Source organism: Marinobacter manganoxydans MnI7-9 (assembly GCF_000235625.1).
In the GTDB taxonomy this organism is placed as follows: domain Bacteria; phylum Pseudomonadota; class Gammaproteobacteria; order Pseudomonadales; family Oleiphilaceae; genus Marinobacter; species Marinobacter manganoxydans.
Genome location: NZ_AGTR01000053.1, coordinates 162,409 through 183,650 on the forward strand (window position 1 = coordinate 162,409; position 21,242 = coordinate 183,650).

A 21,242-nucleotide genomic window follows, 5' to 3' on the forward strand; every position below is an offset into this window, starting at 1 on the left:
GGAATGACAAACCAGAAGCAGGCGATGCTCTATGGCCTTGGCACGGTGCTGTTGTGGTCTACCGTGGCAACCGCGTTCAAGCTCTCGCTCAGAGAGCTCGCGCCCGTTCAGATGCTGCTGATTGCGTGCAGTGCGTCTGTGGTTGTGATGGCCGTCATCCTGATGCTTCAGGGGCGCTGGCACCTGGTGTTCTCGCTCAGTCGCAAACAGTATGCCCAGTCTTTTGGCATGGGGCTGATCAATCCCTGTCTGTACTATTTCCTGTTGTTCGGTGCCTTTGACCGACTACCCGCCCAGGAAGCGCAACCGCTGAACTACACCTGGGCTCTGGTGCTGGCCTATATGTCGGTACCCTTTCTGGGGCACCGGCTACGCAAACTGGATATTGTCGCGGGCCTGATCTGTTATGCCGGGGTCGTGGTGATTGCCACCCGCGGGGCTGTCACTTCGCTGAGCTTCGAGGATCCACTTGGCGTTTCTCTCGCCCTCGGAAGCACAGTGGTCTGGGCGTCCTACTGGATTATCGCCACACGGGATACCCGAGATCCGGTGGTTGGCCTGTTCCTGAATTTCCTGTGTGGATTGCCGGTGATTCTGCTCATTTGCTGGTGGACAGAGGGGCTCAGTTTTGCTCCGGGCACGTCGCTGGCTGCAGCGCTCTATGTAGGCGTGTTCGAGATGGGTATCGCTTTCGTTCTCTGGTCCTATGCCATGAAAAAAGCGGAGAATACTTCGAAAGTCAGCAACCTGATTTTTATCTCTCCGTTCCTTTCGCTGGTGTTCATCTACTTTATTCTGGGCGAGCATATCCTGCCCTCCACATACATTGGCCTGGTTCTGATCATGATGGGGCTATGGATTCAGCAGAAAAAAGTGAAGGATCGGGAAGAGGCCCTGAACCTTGGCTGACTGGTTTGTCTACATGGTTCGAACCGCCAGAGGTTCGCTCTATACCGGCATAACCACTGACGTTGAGCGGCGTTTCCATGAACATCAGGGAGGCGCTCCCCGGGGCGCGCGTAGTCTGAGGGGGAAGGGGCCACTGGAACTGGTGTTCAGCGCGCCAGCCGGAGACAGAAGCCGGGCTTCACGGTTGGAGTGGCGCATCAAACAATGGCCCCGGCCCAGGAAAGAGGCCCTGGCCCGGGGCGAGCTCAGTCTGCCAGATGACGTTTGATGTGTTCGCCTGCGGTTTCCAGCGCGGCAGTGGCTCGATCCAGCTGACCACTGTGTACCTGGAAAACGTGCCAAAGACTGTTATAGACCTCAAGGCGGGTTTCCACATCGTTCCGGCTTGCGGCCTCGGCGAGCCGTTCGGCGTCGTTCAGCAGGATTTCCTGGCTGCCTACCTGGATCAACAAGGGTGGCAGGCCGCTTAAATCCCCGAAGATCGGCGAGATCAACGGGTTGGTAAGGGGTTCCTTTCCGGCGTAAAGCCTGGCGGCCTTGCTGGTCCAGCTGGCCTGAAGTACCGGCTCAATTTCCGGCGCATAAAGCTGCTCCTGGGTGAGGTCTATCCAGGGTGAAAACGCGGTGAGCGATGCCGGAAGCTGCAGGCGCTTATCGCGCAGTCGCATCGCCAGGGCAACAGAGAGCCCCCCGCCAGCGGAATCGCCGGCGACGGCAATCTGGTCCGGTTTCAGGCCAGCCTCCAGAAGCCCGTTCCAACAGGCTTCGGCATCATCCAGCGCAGCGGGAAACGGAAACTCGGGAGCCAGCCGGTAATCCGGCGTAACGATGGCGCAGCCGGTTGTTTTCGCCAGATGCCCGGTTATGCCACGGTGGGTACTCGAGGACCCGATGATGTAGCCTCCGCCGTGCAGATAGAGAACGGCGCCCCGGGGATCATTGCCGAAGGTTGTCCGGGTTGCTGGCACTCCCCCAATGGTTATGTTCTCGAATTTCGCGCCTCTCGGTGGTGTCGAACTCCGATAAGCCTGGCGAACAATGCGTCGCTGAAGTGGCACCGGTACCGCCGGGTTGAGAACCGGTCTGACCAGCCGGTTCATGGTCTGGCGCAACGCACTCTCTAAAACGTGTTGCAACATCTGTGTCTTTCCCCTGCTATGGGTTAGGCCCGCTATAGGTTAGGATTGAAACCCCGAAATAGATAACTCATTCATGACAGGCGTTTAACTCTACGTGTACTGGAAAACGGATACCATAGAAATACCGGATTGGGACAGGCACTCACTTCTGGACAGACTCGAACCCTTCGACCCGACCCGCTCGCGTGATCTTAGTGATGAAATGGTGGCCTATTGTCGTTTTTATGGGCTGGATCTCTGGGTGGAACATCCGGACGTTGCTTATCATCAGGGTTACGTCAAAGCCTGCGGTCATGAAGTCATGGTGCATTATTTCCGATTGCCGGACCAGTCAACAGAGCGTGGCACGGTGTTCATTCTGCACGGCTATTTCGACCACGTCGGGTTGTACAGTCAGTTGATCGATCGGTGCCTGGGAGCCGGGTTTGATGTGCTGGCCTACGATCAGCCCGGCCATGGCCTTTCCAGCGGCACGCCCGCAGCCATTGGCAGTTTTCTTGAGTATCAGGGCGTTCTGTCAGACGTGATGGCTCAGGTCAGGGACAAGTTGCGTCAGCCCTGGTTCGCGGTTGGGCAGAGCACCGGTGGAGCGATCCTGATTGATTATCTGTTGTCCAACCATCACAGCCAGCAAACCTCCGACTTCCGGAAAGTGGTGCTTCTGGCGCCCCTGGTGAGGCCGGCCGGCTGGTTGGGCGCAAAAATACTGCATAGCATGGTGAAGCCGTTTATTTCCCGCTGGCGCAGGGTATTTGCAGAGAACAGTGGCAACGGTCGTTTCCTCAGGTTCTTGAGGGAGTACGACCCGCTTCAGGCGAGGGCAGTGCATGTCGACTGGGTGAGTGCACTCCGAAAATGGGTCCCCCACATTGAATCTGCGCGGCCGGTCGACTTTCCGGTGACCGTCGTGCAAGGTGAGAAGGATCTGACAGTCGACTGGCAACACAATTTGCGTATTATCCGGAATAAATTTTCCTCGGTTGAGGAACGGAAAATCCCTGACGGACGTCATCATCTTGTGAACGAAGCTCAGGATTTGCAGGCAACCGTATTCAATACCATTATTGATACATTCACGAACTCGGCGGAAAAGACCCGTTAAACGGGTTGGCTGAAGAAACCAGGCACAGGAGAAAGCTGTGAAGAAGATGATTCTTGTATTTATGGTGGCAACTTTCGGTCTCGGCGGTTGTATGACCTACGACCCCTACACCGGTGAAGAGAAAACTTCGAATGCGACCAAGGGAAGCATCATCGGCGCTATTGGCGGTGCGGCTATCGGTGCGGCAACCTCCAGCAAGAGTGACCGCGGAAAAGGTGCCCTGATTGGTGCGGCCAGCGGCGCGGCCATTGGCGGTGGCGTTGGTTACTACATGGACAAACAGGAAGCCGAGCTGCGTCGCAAGCTGGAGGGCACTGGTGTTCGCGTGGTGCGCAACGGCGATGAGATTGAACTGGTGATGCCAGGCAATATCACCTTTGATCTGAATGAATCGAGCATCAAGCCGTCATTCAGCGGAACACTGGAATCCGTGGCTCTGGTACTGAAGGAGTATGACAAGACCATCATCCAGATTGAGGGGCATACCGACAGCTCCGGCTCTGACAGCTACAACCAGCTGCTCAGTGAGCGTCGCGCCTCATCCGTGCGTGACTTCCTCCTGAACCAGGGTATTGAGCCGAAGCGTACCCGTGCTGTTGGCTACGGCGAACGCTACCCGGTTGCCTCAAATGATACCGCGGCCGGCCGTGAGCAGAACCGTCGTGTTGAGCTGACGCTGGTGCCCATGCAGTAAGCAGGGCGTTCGCAGCCATAAAAAAACCGGAGCACAGGCTCCGGTTTTTTATATCTGGCCGTTAATCAGAACAGTACGCGGCAGCGAATGGTCCCTTTCACTTTGAGCAGCTTTTCCTGCGCCAGTTCGCCGTACTCTTTGTTCACGTCGACGACAACATAGCCGATGTCTTCCTTGGTCTGCAGATACTGGCCGCAAACGTTGATGCCATTCTCTGAAAACACCTGGTTGATCTCTGACATCACGCCGGGAACGTTCTCGTGGATATGCAGCAGACGGTGCTGATTGGGGTGTGACGGCAGAGCGACTTCCGGGAAGTTCACGGAAGAAACCGACGTGCCGTTGTCGCTGTACATGGCCAGTTTTTCTGCCACTTCCCGACCGATGTTTGCCTGGGCTTCGATGGTGGAGCCGCCAACATGCGGGGTCAGGATGACATTGTCGAACTCCCGCAGCGGAGAGACAAATTCCTCGTCGTTGGATTTGGGCTCAACCGGGAATACGTCAATGGCAGCACCCAGCAGTTTACCGCTGCCCAGAGCATCGGCCAGGGCGTCGATGTCCACCACGGTGCCGCGGGAGGCATTCATGAGAATGCTGCCGGGTTTCATCTGGGCGAACTGCTCGGCCTTGAACATGTACTTGGTGGCCGGGGTTTCCGGTACGTGCAGGCTGACCACATCGGCAATGTTGAGCAGCTCCTGGAGCGTACCTACCTGGGTGGCGTTGCCGATCGACAGTTTTGAGACGACATCGTAGAAGTACACATCCATGCCCAGGCCCTCGGCCAGGACGCTGAACTGGGTGCCGATGTTGCCGTAGCCGATAATGCCCAGTTTTTTGCCACGGATTTCATAGCTGTCCTTGGCGGATTTCAGCCACTCGCCGCGATGGGCCTTGGCGTTTTTCTCCGGGACACCGCGCAGGAGCAGAATGGCCTGGGCGAGAACGAGTTCCGCGACGCTCCGGGTGTTGGAGAAAGGCGCATTGAAAACGGCAATACCGCGCCGGGTGGCCGCCTGCAGATCCACCTGGTTGGTGCCAATACAGAAGCAACCCACAGCCACCAGCTTCTTGGCGGCCTCAAATACTTTCTCGGTCAGCTGGGTGCGGGAACGGATGCCGACGAAGTGCGCATCGGCAATCTTCTCGATCAGCTCTTCCTCGGCCAGCGAGTGAGACAGGTACTCAATGTTGGTATAGCCCGCAGCATTCAGCGTATCAATGGCAGATTGATGCACGCCTTCCAGCAGCAGGATACGGATTTTGCTCTTCTCAAGAGACGTATTTGACATGGGCTTGCTTCCGAACCTTTCGTCACGTGAAATGACCCGTGGCCAGTGATCGTCAGGGCTGGCTCACAGAACAGGGGCGGTATGATACCATAAACAAAGATTTTCACAGCGCGCCGGTTTGCCTGAATCAACTGTCTGTGATTCCTGTTGCAGGATGCTCCGGCCCAAACCTGACGAGACCGAAAAATTCATGAATTCTGAACAGATCATTGCTTCTCTCAAAGACCTGATGGCCACCGGCGACGCGCCCGGCAAGGTGCTGACCGACCCGGCAGATCTGGATACCTACGGCAAGGACTGGACCAAGATCTACCCGCCCAAGCCCCTGGCGATCGCATTGCCCAAGACCACCGAGCAGGTGCAGGCGCTGGTGAAGTTCGCCAACGAGAATCAGGTGGCGCTGGTGCCCTCTGGCGGCCGGACAGGTCTGAGTGCCGGTGCTGTGGCCGCCAACGGTGAGGTGGTTGTGGCGTTCGACAACATGAACCAGATTCTGGACTTCAATGCCAGCGACAGGACGGTTCGGTGTGAGGCCGGTGTTGTGACCGAGCAGTTGCAGAATTGTGCTGAAGACAACGGTCTTTACTATCCGGTTGATTTTGCCTCCGCCGGTTCCAGCCAGCTCGGTGGCAACCTCTCCACCAACGCCGGCGGTATCAAGGTAATTCGCTATGGTATGAGCCGGGACTGGGTTGCCGGCCTCAAGGTCGTGACCGGCAAGGGCGATATTCTGGATCTGAACAAGGATCTGGAGAAGAACAACACGGGTTACGATCTGCGTCATCTGTTCATCGGCGCTGAGGGCACACTGGGCTTTATTACCGAAGCCACCATGAAATTGTCCCGGAAGCCGGATAACCTGACGGTGCTGGTGCTGGGTCTGAATGACCTGACCAACACCATGGATGTGCTGCAGACTTTCCAGAAAAAGATTGATCTCACCGCCTACGAGTTTTTCTCCCATCAAGCCATGGGACACGTGCTGGCCCACGGTCAGGTTCAGGCGCCGTTTGAAACCGAGGCGCCGTATTATGCGCTGCTGGAGTTCGAATCTGTCTCCGATCAGGTGATGGACGATGCCATGGCTCTGTTTGAACAATGCGTGGAGAACGGTTGGGTGCTGGATGGCGTGATCAGCCAGAGCGAAACCCAGGCCCAGAACCTCTGGCAACTGCGCGAGCGCATTTCCGAGTCCATCGCGCCCCGCACGCCCTACAAGAATGATATTTCCGTGGTCGTATCCAAGGTGCCGGGCTTCCTGCAGGAAATTGATGCCGTGGTCACCGAGCACTATCCGGATTTCGAGATTATCTGGTTCGGGCACATCGGCGATGGCAACCTGCACCTGAATATCCTCAAGCCAGAGGACATGGCCAACGAGGATTTCTTCGAGAAGTGCCAACAGGTCAACAAATGGGTGTTCGAGATTGTCGAGCGCTATCAGGGCAGCGTGTCAGCCGAGCACGGCGTGGGTATGACCAAGAAGCCTTATCTGCAGTACACCCGTAGCGAGGCAGAAATCGCTTACCTGAGGGGAATCAAGCAGGTATTCGATCCCAACGGAATCATGAACCCGGGCAAGATTTTCGACTGATGCAGGATCATATCGTAGTGCTGACAGGCGCGGGCATAAGCGCCGAAAGCGGTCTCTCCACCTTCCGGGACAACGGTGGGTTGTGGGAGCAGCACAGCGTCTACGATGTGGCTACGCCCGAGGCGTTTGCGCGCAATCAGGAGCTGGTGCTGCGGTTCTACAATGACCGACGCCGCCAGCTCGCCTCTGCCCAGCCGAACCGGGCCCATCAGCTGCTGGCGGAGCTTGAGCAGCGCTACCGGGTCACCGTGGTCACCCAGAACGTGGACGATCTTCACGAACGGGGTGGCGCGAGCAACGTCATTCACCTTCACGGTGAGCTTACCAAGGCGCGCAGTTCAAAATATCCGGAGCTGGTTTATGACATCGGTTATCGTGATATTAACCCTGGCGACACCTGCGACCGTGGCGCCCAGCTTCGTCCTCATATTGTCTGGTTTGGCGAGGAAGTGCCCATGCTGGACAAGGCTGCAGAAGTTGTCCGCACGGCCGATCACCTGCTGATCGTGGGAACGTCTCTGCAGGTATACCCGGCTGCAGGACTGGTTTACGAAGTGGACAGAGATGTCCCCATCACCGTGATTGACCCGGGCGAGCCGGCGTCAGTGTCACGGGCCCGGTTTATTCGCAAGGGTGCCGTCGAGGGTGTTGCCGAGTGGGTTGCCCATTACCTGTAGGGTTCAGGCTTTCAGGTACCTTTCCAGTTCTTCCCTGAACGCGGCCTGAACACCCAGCCGCTTCAGCATCCAGTAATGACCGGCAATCATCCGGTCGATAAAGATGCTTTCCACCGGCGGCTTGAAGTAGTCGAGGTATTTGAACACGGTGCTGGTTTTCTCGGCCACGCGCTTGTGGATGTCGGCTTCTGCGAAGTTATAGGGCACCTCCCGATCCTCAAAGGGCACCACCAGAATGTCCCGCCACATAGCGTAGTAGGCTTCATCCACGGCTGGCTGGCTTCCGACACGCGCGCCCAGGTCAATCAGATGACGGTCAAGCGCTTCGTAGTCTTCCTCGAGGGCAGAAACCAGGGCGTTGCGGTAGGCGGCGATGATTTCCGGTTTCAGCTTCTTTACGCAGCCGAAGTCGTACATGACGATGGAGCCATCAGGCCGGTAGGCGAAGTTGCCGGCGTGGGGATCGCCATGGATGCACTGGAAACGGAAAAGCTGGTCCGCCATGAGCATGAAGATCCGGTGACCTATCAGGTTGATGGTGTCCTGGTCGTACCGGTCTCTCGTAACCTTGCTGACGTGATCTCCCTCAACCAGTTCCATCGTCAGGACACGTCGGGTTGAGTGGCTCTTCGCCACGGAAGGGATGAGCACCCAGGGCTGATCCTTGTGAAACTCCCGAAAGAGTTCGATATTTCGTGCTTCGTTCTCGTAATCCAGTTCTTCTTTCAGTCGCTCCCGGATTTCGGCGAACAGCCGGTCGACCGACTCCTTGGGCATTTTCAGCAGGCCGCCCAATCTCAGTGCCATGCGCAGTTGCTTGAGATCTGAATCGCAGGATTCGTCCACGCCGGGGTACTGGATTTTCACAATAACATCGGTGCCATCGTGGAGTCTGGCGCGATGCACCTGGCCGATGGAAGCCGCAGCGTAGGGTGTCTCCTGCAGGTACTCGAAAAGCTCGGAGACCGGTTTGCCCAGTTCCGATTCGATCTGCCCCACGATGACCTCAAAAGGCATGGGCGGGGCTTCTTTCTGAAGCTTCTCGAGCGCGTCCGAGAATTCCTTGGGCAGAAAGTCCTGGGTCTGGGAAGCGATTTGCCCGACTTTCATGACCGCCCCTTTCAGCTCGCCCAGGGTATCGGCGATCTGGTCGGCCATGCGTGTGTAGCTTTCGCTCTGCGCGCCCTCGTCATTTTCTGAGCGGAACAGGCGGCGCGCACGCTGGCCGGCATATTGCCCTGCCACAGAGGCAGTCATGCCAGCGAGTTTGAAGAAGCGACCACGTCGGGAGGTTACCGGTTTCTTTGCCATAAACAGATGTACGCCTTTGACCGGATTTGGGTTTAGCCGGCCCTGCACGTTAAACCACTTTGGTCTCCACGAACAGCAGGTCTTCCAGTTCAAGCGACAGGGTCTGGCCAGAAACCAGCGGGCCCACGCCTTTTGGTGTTCCTGTCAGCACCACATCGCCGGGCAGCAGAGTGAACTGGCTGCTGATGTGAGCGATCAGGGGAATGATGGGGTTGAGCATATCGCCGGTATCGCCGGTTTGCTGGCGGTTGCCATCAATGTCCATTGTGAAGTGAATGGGGGCATCGGGAAACTTATCGGCCGCGACAAACGGCGAAAGCGGACAGGCACCATCGAACCCCTTCGCTCTTTCCCATGGCTGGCCTTTTTCTTTGAGTTTGCCCTGTAGATCCCGCAGAGTCAGGTCCAGTGCCAGACCGTAGCCCAGTATCGCGGATTTGGCTTCGCTGGCTGAAGCTCGGGTCAAGGGGCGACCGATCAGAACCGCCAGTTCGGTCTCGAAGTGAACCGCCCCCTGGTCTCTTGGAAAATCCAGGGGACGGGTGATATGCACCGCCGAGGTTGCGGGTTTGATGAACAGCAGCGGTTCATCCGGCACCGGGTTATTGAGCTCCCGGGCATGCTCGGCGTAGTTGCGACCAATGCAGACGATCTTTCCCAGTGGCAGATGGACGGGTGTGCCATCCTTCCAGTGGTGTTGGTAATCCGGCATGGTCGCCTCCTGATTGCTGTTGATTATTCCCCTTCAAACGAGCAAACAGTATAAACCTGAAGGCCTTCGTCCTGCAGCTTGCGGGAGCCGCCGAGATCGGGCAGATCAATCATGGCTGCCACTTCCACAATTTCCGCGCCAATCCTGCGGATCAGACGGGTCGCGGCGAGCATCGTGCCGCCAGTGGCAATCAGATCATCCACCAGAACCACGTTGTCGCCCGGCTTGAACGCGTCCTTGTGTAGCTCCACGGAGGCGGTACCGTATTCAAGCTCGTAGTCCTCCACCAGCGTATCGAACGGCAGCTTGCCTTTTTTGCGGACAAGTACCAGGGACGCGTTGAGCTCATAGGCCAGTGCCGAGCCAATGATAAAGCCGCGCGCATCCACCGCTGCCACGGCATCAATCTTGTGGCCGTGGTAGCGGTGTACGAAGGCATCAATCAGTTTACGGAAGGCAGTCTTGTCCTGCAGTACCGTGGTTATATCGCGAAAGGCCACGCCCGGCTTTGGCCAGTCCGGGACCGTGCGAATGGCCTTTTTGATGCTTTCAGAAAAATAATCCATAAACGTTCCGGTTAATGCCCTGGAAGCGGATCAGGCCGCATCCAGGAAAATGAATTTCAGAACAAACACAACCGCAATGATAACAACACTGGCGTTCAGATCTGCCCAGCGGCCACTGAGTGCCTTCAGAATGGCGTAGGTGATGAATCCCAGGGCGATGCCGTTGGCAATGGAGAAGGTCAAAGGCATCATCAGGGCGGTGACAACAGCCGGGGCCGCATCAGTGACATCCTCCCAATCAATCAGTTTGAGGCCGCTGGCCATCAGAACCGCCACGTAAAGCAGTGCCGGTGCGGTGGCGTAGGCAGGGATGATGCTGGCGATCGGTGACAGCAGCAAACAAGCAAGAAACAGCGCGGCAACCACGACAGCGGTCAGGCCGGTTCGGCCGCCGGCGGAGATGCCCGCGGTGGATTCGATGTAGCTGGTGGTGGTTGAGGTGCCGAGGGCGGCACCGGACATGGTCGCAACCGAGTCCGACATCAGGGCCCGGCCGAGGCGCGGCAGTTTGCCGTCCTTGTCGAGGAGGCCACCGCGCTGTGCGGCGCCGATCAGGGTGCCGGATGTATCAAACAGATCGACGAACAGAAACGCAAAGATCACGCTGATCATGCCGATATTCAGGGCGCCCGCCAGGTCCAGCTGCATGAACGTCGGCGCTATGCTCGGGGGTGCTGAAACCAGACCGTTGTACTCCACCATTCCCAGTGCCATGGCTACGCCGGTAACCGCAATAATACCAATCATGACGGCGCCGGTTACCTGGCGGAAGGACAGTGCGCAAATCAGCACGAAGCCGCCGAAAAACAGCAGGCTCTCTGCCACTTTCACTTCACCCAGCCCCACAAGCGTGGCGGGGTGATCCACAACAATGCCGGCATTCTTCAGGGCGATCAGGGCCAGGAAGAAGCCAATGCCCGCGGAGATGCCGAAGCGCAGGGACATGGGAATGCTGTTGATGATCCATTCCCGCACCTTGAAGATGCTCAGCAGGAAGAACAGGAAGCCGGAAATGAACACCGCTCCGAGCGCTATCTGCCAGCTGTAGCCCATGCTGCCGACGACCGTGAAGGAGAAAAAGGCGTTGAGCCCCATGCCTGGTGCCATGGCGATCGGGTAATTGGCCCATAGCCCCATGATCAGGGTGCCGATCACGGCTGCAAGACAGGTAGCAACAAAGACAGCCCCGAAATCCATGCCGGTCGATGACAGGATGCTCGGGTTGACCACGATGATGTACGCCATGGTCAGGAAGGTGGTAATGCCCGCAACCACTTCTTTACGAACAGTGGTGCCGTGGGCCTGGAGTTGGAACAGTCGTTCAAGCATGACGGGTGTCTGCCTCACAGGATGCTGAAAGTTTGTGTTTGGGGGTCTGGTCTGGACGGAATTCTTGAATTGCGTGAAAAAACGGCAATATTACCGGCTCAGCCTCCTGAGGCCAAGGGATGATTGACAGTTCGTCAAAGCGAATGTGGCGTTAGTTGCTGTGAGAGTCACGCTGGAGCCGGATATCGAAGCGGACCGCCAACATCCGCACGATGACGATAAAAAGCAGGCCAATGGTCAGCGGCAGGACCTCGTTGTCGAGGAACCACTGGCAGACAAAGTACAGCCAGCATCCGGCAAATGAAATCGAGGCGTAGATCTGGTCTTTGCGAAAAATATAGGGGACCTCGTTACAGAGGGTATCCCGCAGGGCGCCGCCAAAGGTGCCCGTCATCACTCCCAGCAGGGAAGCGACAAACCAGGAATGTCCCAGATCCAGGGCCAGTTGGGCGCCAAGGATGGAAAAAACGCCGAGTCCGATGGCGTCGGGGAACACAATTCTTGACTCCCGCAGCCGCTCTGCTTTTTTCCAATAGCTGAAGACAACCGCCATGGCCAGAATCAGCATCGGTTGCTCTTCGTGCTTGATCCAGTAAAGAGGGTGGTTGTCCATGATCAGGTCGCGCAGGGTGCCACCCCCGAGTGCCGTGATGAAGCCGATGGTAAATACGCCCACAGGATCCATATTTTTGGAGCGCGCCACGATCATGCCGGAAATCGCAAACGCGACGATTCCAACCATTTCAAGCACGTAGATGATGTCGATCATGGCGAGCCCCGAGATAGGCCAGGAGTGGCCGGATGCCTAAAGTCAAAGCGCGCAGGATAGCGAAAAAGCGGATGGCTTTCACCTGAGGCCAGATAGGTGTCAGGAAGCGCGGGCCTCCGGACTGTGATCCATAGCGACAGTTCTGAACGTATCTTGCATTCAACTTACCTGTATCCTGTTGTACGGAGTTGCTATGTCCCTGATGCGCCTGGCCTATGCCAGTGAAGCCACGTTTGAAGCCAAACCGGTGGAAAAGGGTGTTGAACCCCACGTTGCACGAATTCTGATGACCTCCCGTAAGAACAATGCCAAAGACCAGTTGGTCGGTGGCCTCTACTACGGAAACGACCGGTTTTTCCAGTATCTGGAAGGTGAAGAGGACGCCGTCCGTCGCACGTATGACAGGATCCTGAAGGATGACCGCCACCGCAACATCGTCACCTTGATAGAAGAGCCCCTCAAGAGCCGAACGTTCAGTAACTGGTCCATGAAATACGTGCCGCTTTCGAGGGACGTTCGGGCATTTCTGGATGATCAGGGACTTGAATCCTTTGATCCGGCCGCGTTCACCTCTGAACAGTGTGAGAAAATGATCGAGCTCGTTCGCAACTCCAGCCAGGAACAGAATCTGTCTACCCGTGATGATCCTAAATCTGTCGGCGACGCGCCTCAGGTGCTGTCCTCAGGAATGAAAACTGGCCTGATTGTGGCCGGGGTGGTTTTGGTTGGCGCTCTCGTGATCGGCGGGACCATGCTCTGAATGGACTCGCGCTGAGAAATAAGCGCCGCTTATGCGCTTAGATAAAAGAACTTTATTTGCTTCATGTTAAGACTCTGTTTAGCTTGACGGATAACAATCACAGGCGCCTGTCGCCTGGAATCCGATCAAACAAAAACGGAGCACTCATGAAAGCCATCCTCTGCAAGGAATATGGTCCGGCCGAGAAGCTGGTCATCGAAGAAGTTCCCAGCCCCGAAGTGAAAGGCCGCGGTGTTAAAGTGCGCGTTAAAGCCGCCGGCCTGAATTTTCCGGACACCCTCATCATCGAGAACAAATATCAGTTGAAGCCAAGCCTGCCTTTTTCCCCGGGTGGCGAAATGGCGGGTGAGGTTATCGAGGTTGGCGACAAGGTAACCCGCTTCAAGGTAGGCGACCGTGTTGCTGGGCTGACAGGTTATGGCGCCTTTGCCGAAGAAGTCATCGTGCCGGAGCAGAATCTTCTCCCCGTCCCCGATGGCATGTCCGACGAGAAGGCTGCGGCCTTCACCATGGTTTATGGGACTTCCTATTATGCCCTCAAGCAGCGCGGCAACCTTCAGCCTGGCGAATCGCTTCTGGTTCTGGGCGCCAGCGGTGGCGTGGGCCTGGCAACGGTTGAGCTCGGCAAGGCCATGGGCGCAAAGGTTATTGCAGCCGCCAGTTCGGCGGAAAAGCTAGCGGTTGCCAAGGAAGCTGGCGCCGATGAGCTGATCAATTATGCCGAAGAGCCTCTTAAAGACGCGGTGAAGAAGCTTACTCACAGCAAAGGCGTGGATGTCATCTACGACCCCGTAGGCGGTGACTTCACCGAACAGGCTCTCCGCGCCATGGCCTGGAATGGCCGCCACCTGATCATCGGCTTCGCGGCCGGCGAGATTCCGAAAATCCCGGCAAATTTGACTCTTCTGAAAGGTTGTTCCGTTGTTGGCGTATTCTGGGGCAGTTTCACTCAACGCGAGCCGGAAGCCAGCGCCCAGAACATGATGGAGCTGATGAAGCTCTATGCCGAGGGCAAGATTGATCCGAAGATCAGTGCCGTCTATGACTTCGAGGATTACGCCTCTGCCCTTGGAGCCCTTACTGAACGCAAAGCGACTGGCAAGGTTGTGCTTAAAGTCGGCTCCTGAGTTTTATCGAAGCCTGAAAGCTTTGGGAGGTTGCCGGTTGGAAGCACCTCCCAAAAACCGCTACGAGCACATCCATGTGCGCTTGGCGTCGGCCATCCATGGCCGCCGACATTTTTGGGAAGTGCTTCCAACCGGCAACTTCTGGAATCAGTGGTATCTCTGAGTATCAAGACTATAACGCAATAGCCCGGTGGTGAGGGTGGGCACCTCCTCCCAAAAATGTAGAGGGCCATGGACGGCCCGAAACAAGCGCACACGGACGTGCTTGTAGCGGTTTTTGGGAGGAGGTGCCCACCCTCACCAATCCGCTAATCCATAAGGCTAGGGCCCAGACAAAAGGCCAATCATCAAAACCGGACCGAACCCGAGTCAATCTCCGAAACCAGCTCCGGCGTCAGCAGGGTATACCCATCAGTCCCGGGCAACCAGGCATAGACTTCCTCGCCGTCCCTAAGCGAATAGCCCAGCTTCTGGATATCCACCTTGCGGTATTTGAAGGTTCCGGTTTTCTCGATGGCGTGGGTGATGCGCACAAACACCGGTACTGCATAGGCCGGCAGATTGTCCCGCAGATAGGCGAATAATCTGTTCACATCGAACTCTTGGCCATTACTGTGGGGAACCAGGGTCACCATGCCGGCCTTACCGTTGGAGCCGGGGATCTCGACGCCGTAGACGATGGCTTCCTCGACCATCCCCGAGCCGTCGATGATGTTTTCCACTTCCGTCGTTGAGACGTTTTCGCCCTTCCAGCGGTAGGTATCGCCCATACGGTCGACGAACTGCAGGTGGCCGCACCCGATTTCCTTCAGGACATCGCCAGTGTTGAACCAGGCGTCCCCCTTCTTGAAAGCGTTGCGGAGGATCGATTTTTCCGTGGCCTCTTTCTGGGTGTAACCCTCGAACGACCATTTCTTGGTGATCTCGCCGATCAACAGGCCGGGCTCGCCTTTTGCGACTTCCTGCATGAAGCCTTTTTCGTTACGAACTGGATCCCGTGTGCCGTCGTGGAATTTCACCAGCTTGTAGGGGGCGGTGGAAAAGCCCACGGTGTTGTCCATATTGAAAAAGTTGCTGAAGCCGATGTTGCCTTCGCTGGAGGCGTAGAGCTCTGCGACTGTCTCTATCCCGAAGCGCTGCTTGAATTCCTTCCAGATGGAGGGGCGGAGGCCGTTGCCGATCATTTTGGTGAGGCTGTGGTTCCGGTCCTGTTCGCTGGGTGGCTGGTTCAGCAGGTAGCGGCAGAGTTCGCCGACGTAGCCGAAGGTGGTGGCGTGGTAATAGCGAACGTCGTCCCAGAAGGCGCTGGCGGAGAACTTGCGGCGCAGGGCAATGGCGGAGCCGCCGGCCAGGACGGACCCCCAGCAGACCAGCAGAGCGGTGCCGTGATAAAGGGGGAGCGTGCAGTAAAGAACGTCCTCCGGCTTCATGGCCAGAGACATCAGGCCAAACCCGCCGTAGGCCATTATAAATTTGCGGTGTGAGCCCGGGGCGGCCTTGGGCAGGCCGGTGGTGCCGGAGGTGAACAGGTAGATGGCGGTATCGCCCATTTTCGGCGCATCGCTCAGAACCGGGGCGTCGCTGTTGAAGGTGCTGACCTGCGCGGCCATGTTGGCGTAACCGGTCGGTGCGTCCCCAAAGGCGTTCAGCGTGTTGGTGTCTGCCAGAAACTGGAATGGCTGGGGATGGGCGGTCTTGAGATCTGTCTTTATGCCGTCGAACGCTTCGATCAGTTCCTCGCCAACCACCACCATTTTGGGCTCGATCAGGTTGATGCTGTGTTCGAGTACCTTGCCTCTCTGGGAGGTGTTGAGCATGGCGCAGGCGACCCCGAGTTTGGCTGCGCCGGCTACCACGGCCAGCAATTCGGGGCGGTTTTCAAGGAAGATCGCAATGGCATCCCCTTTGGCAAGCCCCTGGTCCTGCAGGTAGCGGGCGATGCGGTTAGCCCAGCCATTCAATTCGCTCCATGTGATCGAGCGGTCTTCAAACAGAATGGCGGGCCGGCTGCCCAGGTTCCGGGCGTTGTTCTCGATGAGTGTGCCGAGCGTAAGCTCACGGTTCTCGTTTTTCAGGGCATAGTAATACAGCCCCCGGGTTATGGCCGGCAAACGCCGGAATATTCCGGGCAGGCTGCGGGCAATGTCCAGTGCGGATACGTTGTCTTGGCTCATGGTGTTTCCATTGGTCCCTTTTATTGTGTGGACGTTGAACCCGGAACAACGCATGCCTCGGGTTCAGTCCAGAAACAGGTCCGGCATCAGGGGCTTATCGCCCGGCTCATACCGGTAATGCTCGAAGTCGGTGATACCGTCCTGCCGTAGCAGGTCCTCGTCGATCAGGGTCTGACCAGTCATAGTCTCAGACGACCGGTTGAGGATGCTGACAGCAGCATCGGCCATGATGTCCGGCTTCCTGCCCTGGGCCATCATCTGGGGCCCGCCAACCTCAAATTCGATGGCTGCCGTGGCAATCAGCGTTTTCGGCCACAGCGTGTTAACCGCAATGCCGTACCGCCTGAACTCCTCCGCCATGCCCAGGCTCAGCATGGTCATGGCGTATTTTGTGGTGGTATAGGGGCCGTATTGGGCGAACCACCGGGTATTCAGATTCAGAGGCGGCGACAGGCTCAGGATGTGAGCCCGGTCCGACTGTTTCAGCCAGGGCAGTGCGGCCTGGCTGCAGGCCATGACGGCCCGGGCATTGACCTGATGCATCAGGTCGTACCGGCTGACCTTGAGGTTTTCCACACCGGTTAGCCGAATGGCGCCTGCGTTGTTTACCAGTGCGTCGATTCCGCCAAAATGCTCGCCGGCCTCATCAATGCGCTGGCGGATCTGCTTTTCATCCCGGACATCCAGAACCAGCGGTAGCGCTTTGCCTCCAGCATCCCGAACTTCCTCCGCCACCGTATGGATCGTGCCTGGCAGCTTCGGATGAGGCGTGTCTGATTTGGCAGCAATCACTACGTTGGCGCCCTGACGGGCGGCGGCGAGGGCGATGGCCCGGCCGATGCCACGGCTGGCGCCGGTGATAAAAACGGTACGATCACGCATGGTACTCATGCCTCGTTCTCCTGTTCGGCCGTCTCGTTGGCGGTTATCTGGACCAGTAACTGACTGCGTTTTACCTGGTCGCCCTTGCTCGCAAGAATCTCGGCGACTCTGCCGTCGCGGTCTGCTTTTACCGGATGCTCCATCTTCATGGCTTCCAGTATCACCAGCGTATCGCCCCGGTGAACGCTCTGACCAGCTTCAACCAACACATCAATGATGGCGCCATCCATGGTCGCCTGGATGCGACCGCTGCCCGCGCCGCCAGCAGTCCTGGCTGGTTGGTGGGTAACATCGCGCACCGACCAGGATTGCCCGAACGTCTGCAAATATAGGGAATCGCCCTGGCGGTGATATTGGCAGGCCTGACGAACGCCGTTGTCGATAATGCACAAATGGCCATCCCTCTGGCTTTCAAGTACCAGGGAATGCCGGGTTTCGCCCATACTGACAGACAACCGGCTGCCGCTGCGGGTCACCAGTAGCTCGACAGTGGTGTCGCCGGTTTCCAGCTTGATGGGGGTCATGGTGGCCGGCGCATTGCTCCAGGCGCTCTGGCCCGAAATGTCATGGTCGAGCACGCAGGCGGCCAGGGCCAACTGGCGAATGGTCAGGTTTTGCGGCTGAAGGGACGGATCGTCCTTGAAGGCCTGCTGCAGGAAGGCCGTGGTCGCCCCGCCGGCCCCGAAAGTCTCGTCTGCGATAATCCGGCTCAGGAAATGGCGGTTGGTGGTCACGCCGAACACGGTTGTGTCCTCAAGCGAGCGGATCAGCCGCCGGCGGGCTTCATCCCGGTTTTGGCCCCAGGCAATTACTTTTGCCAGCATCGGGTCGTAGTGGGGAGTGATAGCATCTCCAGATCGTACCCCGGTATCAAACCTTAAACCTTCGCCTTCGGCTGGTTCAAAGGCGTATAGCGGTCCGGTCTGGGGTGTGAATCCGTGGGCAGGGTCTTCTGCATAGAGTCGAACCTCAATGGCATGGCCATTCAGGTGAATATCGTCCTGGCCGAGCGGCAGCGGGCGTCCCTCAGCCACGTTGAGCTGCCAGGCGACCAAGTCCTGGCCGGTAATGAGTTCGGTGACCGGATGCTCTACCTGCAGGCGGGTGTTCATTTCCAGAAAGTAGAAGTTTCGGTGCTTGTCGACCAGGAACTCGACGGTGCCGGTGCCTTCGTAGTTGCAGGCCAGAGCCGCTTTGACTGCAGCCTCACCCATGGCCTGTCGTAGTTCCGGCGTGACAAAGGGGGAGGGTGCTTCTTCCACTACTTTCTGGTGTCGGCGCTGTACTGAGCAGTCCCGTTCGCCGAGGTAGACCGCATTGCCGTGGCGATCCGCAAACACCTGGATTTCCACGTGGCGGGGCTCAATCACGGCTTTTTCCAGGATCAGTTCGTCGTCGCCGAAGGCCTGTTTTGATTCGGAACGGGCCCGTTTGATGTTGTCGGCCAGTTCGGATTCACTCTCAACCAGGCGCATGCCGCGGCCACCACCGCCGGCAGAGGCTTTGATCATGAGGGGGTAGCCGATGTCTTTGGCGGCGGTGATCAGTTCGTCGTCGTTGGCGTTGTCGCCTTCATAGCCAGGCACCACTGGCACGCCGGCCTCCTGCATGGCGATTTTGGATCGGCGCTTGCTGCCCATGAGTTCGATGGCCGAGGCGGGAGGGCCAACAAACACCAGGCCGGCGTCTTTGCAGGCGTTGGCGAAGGCGGCATTCTCGGAGAGGAAGCCGTAACCCGGGTGGATGCAGTCGGCGCCGGTTTTGCGGGCGGCTTCAAGAATTGCATCGCTGTTCAGGTAGGAGGCGGATACCTGTGCCGGGCCAATGCAGACGGCCTCGTCGGCCAGTTCCACGTGCATGGCCCTGGCGTCGGCCTCGGAGTAGACAGCTACGGTGCGGTAACCAAGGGCTTTCGCGGTGCGGATGACGCGGACTGCGATTTCGCCGCGGTTGGCTACTAGTAGTTTCTTTAACATGTTCTTGTTCTCTCCTTTGGAGTAAGCCGCGAGGCTGAGTGCCGTCTGGCTTCCAGAAAACCGCTACGAGCACATCCATGTGCGCTTGGCGTCGGCCATCCATGGCCGCCGACATTTTCTGGAAGCCAGACGGCACTCACCCTCGCTCCGCATCAGTCCGATTCGCTTGCCCAGGCTGGTGGACGTTTTTGCATGAAGGCCATGGTGCCCTCCGTTCCTTCGCTTCCCCGGATGGCTTCCGCAAATTTTTCAGCCGCGCTGTCCAGCAAACCGCTCATGGGTTCATGGCCAACCCTGTGTAGCAACGCTTTGGTTTCTGCCGTGGCAACCGGTGCGCAGTGGCGGACACGATCCAGAGCGCTTGTCAGCATCTCTTCCAGTTCATCCTCTGAAGAAGCCGCCTGGTGAACGATGCCAAGACTGCATGCTTCGTTCGCATCGATTCTCAAACCGAGCAGGGCCAGCCGCCGGGCCTGAGTGAGGCCGATTCGTTCAACCACAAACGGCGCAATCTGGGCTGGAATCACGCCGAGAGAGGTTTCTGGCATGCCGAACTTGGCGCTCGGCCCGGCGATGGCGACGTCGGAAACGCAGGCCAAACCGAATCCACCGCCCATGACGGCGCCTTCGGTGATCGCGATGACCACTTTCGAGGATTCGTTGACCTGTTGAATCATCTGACCGAAGGCGCGGTTCAGACGATAGAACGGGTCCGCCTCACCCTCGGCCGCTTTCTGGCCGCGGGCTCCGGCCATGTCTTTGATATCACCACCGGCGCAGAAGTGCCCACCGGCGCCCCGGATGACGACGGCGCGAATGTGCAGGTCGTTTTCAATCTGGGTGAACACCGCGGACAGTTCCGCCACCATCTCGAGGCTCATGGCGTTGCGCACGTCCGGTCGGTTGATGGTGATAAACAGGGTTGGGCCCTGTTTTTCCAGAAGCAGTGTTTCGCAATGCGGTACCTGGTCCATAAGTGACTCCACCGTCCGTTTGTTATTCGCGCTTCTTGCCCGGAAGGGTGCCCATCATCTTGCAGATAATTCCCAGCATGATTTCGTCGGCACCACCGCCGATGGAGACCAGCCGAACATCCCGATGCGCCCGGGAGATCGGGTTGTCCCACATGTAACCGTTACCGCCCCAGTACTGCAGGCAGCTATCTGTAACCTCACGCCCAAGACGTCCGGCCTTGAGTTTGGCCATGGAGGCCAGGCGGGTGACATCCTTGCCTTCAACGTGCAGCTCGCAGGCCTGGTAGGTGAGGGCGCGCAGGGCCTCGACTTCGGTTTGCAGTTCGGCCAGGCGGAAGTGGATTACCTGGTTGTCGATCAGTGGCTGGCCGAAGGTCTTCCGCTCGCGACAGTACTCGATGGTCTTGGTGATGCAGTTCTCCAGCGCCTTGATCACGTTCGCCGCACCCCAGATCCGCTCCTCCTGGAACTGCAACATCTGCATCATGAAACCGGTGCCCTCGGCGCCGATCCGGTAGCGCTGGGGCACACGGACGTCGTCAAAGAAAATCTGCGCGGTTTCGGAAGAGCGCATGCCGAGCTTGTTCAGGTGCGGGCTGAAGGAGATGCCCGGCGTTTTCGTGGGCACGATGATCAAAGACTTGTTCTTGTGGGGCTTGTCGTCCGAGGTGTTGGCCAGCAAGCAGATGAAGTCGGATTTGGGGCTGTTGGTAATCCACATCTTGGAGCCGTTGATGATGTAGTCGTCGCCGTCTTTCTTGGCAGTGGTTTTCATTCCCGCTACATCAGAACCTGCGCCAACTTCACTGACGCCAATACATCCCACCATGTCGCCGGCAATGGCCGGCGCGAGGAAACTGCGTTTCAGTTCATCGGAACCAAACCGGGAAATGGCCGGGGTACACATATCGGTCTGAACCCCGATGGCCAGCGGCACACCACCACAATGGGCCATGCCAAGCTCTTCCGCAGCCACGAGGTTGTAGCTGTAATCCAGCCCCATACCGCCGTATTCTTCGGGCTTCTGGATACCCAGGATTCCGAGGTTTCCGAGCTTTTTGAACAGTTCATGAATCGGGAATTCCCCGGCGGCTTCCCATTCGTCGCAATGGGGGTTGATTTCCTTCTCGACGAAATCGCGGACGGTTTTTCGAAGGGCTTCGTGTTCGGCTGTGAATTTCACGTTCTTGTTCTCCTGCTTTTAGAGAGTTCGTGCCTTATTTTGTTAGGTGCACGTTCTTTAGCTTGGGTG

20 protein-coding genes are annotated in these 21,242 nt (G+C 57.7%); 8 read left to right on the forward strand and 12 right to left on the reverse strand.

The window, feature by feature from the left end; genetic code table 11:
• Window positions 1–3: 3 nt before the first annotated feature.
• Window positions 4–909 carry a DMT family transporter gene (locus KYE_RS12820; protein WP_008174034.1) on the forward strand — a complete coding sequence of 302 codons (906 nt, stop codon included), beginning with the start codon at window positions 4–6 and terminating at the stop codon, window positions 907–909.
• Between the two features lie 13 nt (window positions 910–922).
• A complete protein-coding gene (locus KYE_RS21185; protein ID WP_081467539.1) occupies window positions 923–1,177 on the forward strand; it encodes a GIY-YIG nuclease family protein in 255 nt (84 codons plus the stop codon).
• On the opposite strand, the gene KYE_RS12825 is transcribed toward KYE_RS21185, so the two are convergent.
• Entirely contained in the window at window positions 1,155–2,048 is an 894-nt protein-coding gene (locus KYE_RS12825) for an alpha/beta hydrolase (protein WP_008174037.1), read from the reverse strand. The two genes, KYE_RS21185 and KYE_RS12825, sit on opposite strands and share 23 nt — an antisense overlap.
• 94 nt (window positions 2,049–2,142) lie before the next feature.
• Here KYE_RS12825 and KYE_RS12830 point away from each other — a divergent pair, with 94 nt between their 5' ends.
• Both KYE_RS12830 and KYE_RS12835 read left to right on the forward strand, forming a co-directional pair.
• Window positions 2,143–3,150 (forward strand): alpha/beta hydrolase, encoded by a 1,008-nt coding sequence (locus KYE_RS12830; protein ID WP_008174039.1) that lies wholly within the window; start codon window positions 2,143–2,145, stop codon window positions 3,148–3,150.
• Between the two features lie 46 nt (window positions 3,151–3,196).
• Window positions 3,197–3,844: an OmpA family protein gene (locus KYE_RS12835; protein ID WP_227497835.1), complete on the forward strand. Its 648-nt coding sequence runs from the start codon at window positions 3,197–3,199 to the stop codon at window positions 3,842–3,844.
• 65 nt (window positions 3,845–3,909) lie between these two features.
• On the opposite strand, the gene serA is transcribed toward KYE_RS12835, so the two are convergent.
• The gene (serA, locus tag KYE_RS12840; protein WP_008174043.1) at window positions 3,910–5,139 is read right to left on the reverse strand and encodes a phosphoglycerate dehydrogenase; all 1,230 of its coding nucleotides are present in this window, start codon (window positions 5,137–5,139) and stop codon (window positions 3,910–3,912) included.
• A gap of 190 nt (window positions 5,140–5,329) precedes the next feature.
• On the opposite strand from serA, the gene KYE_RS12845 reads away from it, so the two are divergent.
• Window positions 5,330–6,733: an FAD-binding oxidoreductase gene (locus KYE_RS12845; protein ID WP_008174045.1), complete on the forward strand. Its 1,404-nt coding sequence runs from the start codon at window positions 5,330–5,332 to the stop codon at window positions 6,731–6,733.
• Window positions 6,733–7,410, forward strand: a complete 678-nt coding sequence (locus KYE_RS12850) for an SIR2 family NAD-dependent protein deacylase (RefSeq protein WP_008174047.1) — start codon at window positions 6,733–6,735, stop codon at window positions 7,408–7,410. Before KYE_RS12845 ends, KYE_RS12850 begins: the two co-directional genes overlap by 1 nt.
• A gap of 3 nt (window positions 7,411–7,413) precedes the next feature.
• Here KYE_RS12850 and KYE_RS12855 read toward each other — a convergent pair whose 3' ends face one another.
• The 5 genes from KYE_RS12855 to KYE_RS12875 all read right to left on the reverse strand — a co-directional run bounded on the left by KYE_RS12855 (window position 7,414) and on the right by KYE_RS12875 (window position 12,097).
• The gene (locus KYE_RS12855; RefSeq protein ID WP_008174049.1) at window positions 7,414–8,721 is read right to left on the reverse strand and encodes an ABC1 kinase family protein; all 1,308 of its coding nucleotides are present in this window, start codon (window positions 8,719–8,721) and stop codon (window positions 7,414–7,416) included.
• Between the two features lie 49 nt (window positions 8,722–8,770).
• Complete coding sequence (locus KYE_RS12860; protein ID WP_008174051.1) at window positions 8,771–9,433, reverse strand: fumarylacetoacetate hydrolase family protein; 663 nt, start codon at window positions 9,431–9,433, stop codon at window positions 8,771–8,773.
• A 23-nt stretch (window positions 9,434–9,456) separates the two neighbouring features.
• Window positions 9,457–9,999: an adenine phosphoribosyltransferase gene (locus KYE_RS12865; protein WP_008174054.1), complete on the reverse strand. Its 543-nt coding sequence runs from the start codon at window positions 9,997–9,999 to the stop codon at window positions 9,457–9,459.
• 30 nt (window positions 10,000–10,029) lie between these two features.
• On the reverse strand, window positions 10,030–11,328 hold the full coding sequence (locus KYE_RS12870; RefSeq protein ID WP_008174056.1) for an NCS2 family permease: 1,299 nt from the start codon (window positions 11,326–11,328) through the stop codon (window positions 10,030–10,032).
• Between the two features lie 151 nt (window positions 11,329–11,479).
• Window positions 11,480–12,097 (reverse strand): trimeric intracellular cation channel family protein, encoded by a 618-nt coding sequence (locus tag KYE_RS12875; protein WP_008174057.1) that lies wholly within the window; start codon window positions 12,095–12,097, stop codon window positions 11,480–11,482.
• A 193-nt stretch (window positions 12,098–12,290) separates the two neighbouring features.
• Between KYE_RS12875 and KYE_RS12880 the strand changes: the two genes are divergently transcribed.
• Both KYE_RS12880 and KYE_RS12885 read left to right on the forward strand, forming a co-directional pair.
• Window positions 12,291–12,857: a BLUF domain-containing protein gene (locus KYE_RS12880; RefSeq protein ID WP_008174059.1), complete on the forward strand. Its 567-nt coding sequence runs from the start codon at window positions 12,291–12,293 to the stop codon at window positions 12,855–12,857.
• 146 nt (window positions 12,858–13,003) lie between these two features.
• Window positions 13,004–13,984 carry an NADPH:quinone oxidoreductase family protein gene (locus KYE_RS12885; RefSeq protein WP_008174060.1) on the forward strand — a complete coding sequence of 327 codons (981 nt, stop codon included), beginning with the start codon at window positions 13,004–13,006 and terminating at the stop codon, window positions 13,982–13,984.
• A 347-nt stretch (window positions 13,985–14,331) separates the two neighbouring features.
• Here KYE_RS12885 and KYE_RS12890 read toward each other — a convergent pair whose 3' ends face one another.
• The 5 genes from KYE_RS12890 to KYE_RS12910 all read right to left on the reverse strand — a co-directional run bounded on the left by KYE_RS12890 (window position 14,332) and on the right by KYE_RS12910 (window position 21,173).
• A complete protein-coding gene (locus tag KYE_RS12890; protein WP_008174062.1) occupies window positions 14,332–16,158 on the reverse strand; it encodes a long-chain-acyl-CoA synthetase in 1,827 nt (608 codons plus the stop codon).
• A gap of 63 nt (window positions 16,159–16,221) precedes the next feature.
• Window positions 16,222–17,049 (reverse strand): SDR family oxidoreductase, encoded by an 828-nt coding sequence (locus KYE_RS12895; protein ID WP_008174063.1) that lies wholly within the window; start codon window positions 17,047–17,049, stop codon window positions 16,222–16,224.
• Entirely contained in the window at window positions 17,046–19,016 is a 1,971-nt protein-coding gene (locus KYE_RS12900; RefSeq protein WP_008174065.1) for an acetyl/propionyl/methylcrotonyl-CoA carboxylase subunit alpha, read from the reverse strand. The genes KYE_RS12895 and KYE_RS12900 overlap by 4 nt, the downstream gene beginning before the upstream one ends.
• Window positions 19,017–19,168: 152 nt before the next feature.
• Window positions 19,169–19,990, reverse strand: a complete 822-nt coding sequence (locus KYE_RS12905; protein WP_008174067.1) for an enoyl-CoA hydratase/isomerase family protein — start codon at window positions 19,988–19,990, stop codon at window positions 19,169–19,171.
• A 22-nt stretch (window positions 19,991–20,012) separates the two neighbouring features.
• Complete coding sequence (locus KYE_RS12910) at window positions 20,013–21,173, reverse strand: acyl-CoA dehydrogenase family protein (protein ID WP_008174068.1); 1,161 nt, start codon at window positions 21,171–21,173, stop codon at window positions 20,013–20,015.
• Between the last annotated feature and the right edge of the window lie 69 nt (window positions 21,174–21,242).

What these genes read in the sequence shown, in the direction of transcription:
- KYE_RS12820 (WP_008174034.1), top strand. Translation starts at nt 4, where the DNA reads ATGACAAACCAGAAGCAGGCGATGCTCTATGGCCTTGGCACGGTGCTG.
- KYE_RS21185 (WP_081467539.1), top strand. Translation starts at nt 923, where the DNA reads ATGGTTCGAACCGCCAGAGGTTCGCTCTATACCGGCATAACCACTGAC.
- KYE_RS12825 (WP_008174037.1), bottom strand. Translation starts at nt 2,048, where the DNA reads ATGTTGCAACACGTTTTAGAGAGTGCGTTGCGCCAGACCATGAACCGG.
- KYE_RS12835 (WP_227497835.1), top strand. Translation starts at nt 3,197, where the DNA reads ATGATTCTTGTATTTATGGTGGCAACTTTCGGTCTCGGCGGTTGTATG.
- serA (WP_008174043.1), bottom strand. Translation starts at nt 5,139, where the DNA reads ATGTCAAATACGTCTCTTGAGAAGAGCAAAATCCGTATCCTGCTGCTG.
- KYE_RS12845 (WP_008174045.1), top strand. Translation starts at nt 5,330, where the DNA reads ATGAATTCTGAACAGATCATTGCTTCTCTCAAAGACCTGATGGCCACC.
- KYE_RS12850 (WP_008174047.1), top strand. Translation starts at nt 6,733, where the DNA reads ATGCAGGATCATATCGTAGTGCTGACAGGCGCGGGCATAAGCGCCGAA.
- KYE_RS12855 (WP_008174049.1), bottom strand. Translation starts at nt 8,721, where the DNA reads ATGGCAAAGAAACCGGTAACCTCCCGACGTGGTCGCTTCTTCAAACTC.
- KYE_RS12860 (WP_008174051.1), bottom strand. Translation starts at nt 9,433, where the DNA reads ATGCCGGATTACCAACACCACTGGAAGGATGGCACACCCGTCCATCTG.
- KYE_RS12865 (WP_008174054.1), bottom strand. Translation starts at nt 9,999, where the DNA reads ATGGATTATTTTTCTGAAAGCATCAAAAAGGCCATTCGCACGGTCCCG.
- KYE_RS12870 (WP_008174056.1), bottom strand. Translation starts at nt 11,328, where the DNA reads ATGCTTGAACGACTGTTCCAACTCCAGGCCCACGGCACCACTGTTCGT.
- KYE_RS12875 (WP_008174057.1), bottom strand. Translation starts at nt 12,097, where the DNA reads ATGATCGACATCATCTACGTGCTTGAAATGGTTGGAATCGTCGCGTTT.
- KYE_RS12880 (WP_008174059.1), top strand. Translation starts at nt 12,291, where the DNA reads ATGTCCCTGATGCGCCTGGCCTATGCCAGTGAAGCCACGTTTGAAGCC.
- KYE_RS12885 (WP_008174060.1), top strand. Translation starts at nt 13,004, where the DNA reads ATGAAAGCCATCCTCTGCAAGGAATATGGTCCGGCCGAGAAGCTGGTC.
- KYE_RS12890 (WP_008174062.1), bottom strand. Translation starts at nt 16,158, where the DNA reads ATGAGCCAAGACAACGTATCCGCACTGGACATTGCCCGCAGCCTGCCC.
- KYE_RS12895 (WP_008174063.1), bottom strand. Translation starts at nt 17,049, where the DNA reads ATGAGTACCATGCGTGATCGTACCGTTTTTATCACCGGCGCCAGCCGT.
- KYE_RS12900 (WP_008174065.1), bottom strand. Translation starts at nt 19,016, where the DNA reads ATGTTAAAGAAACTACTAGTAGCCAACCGCGGCGAAATCGCAGTCCGC.
- KYE_RS12905 (WP_008174067.1), bottom strand. Translation starts at nt 19,990, where the DNA reads ATGGACCAGGTACCGCATTGCGAAACACTGCTTCTGGAAAAACAGGGC.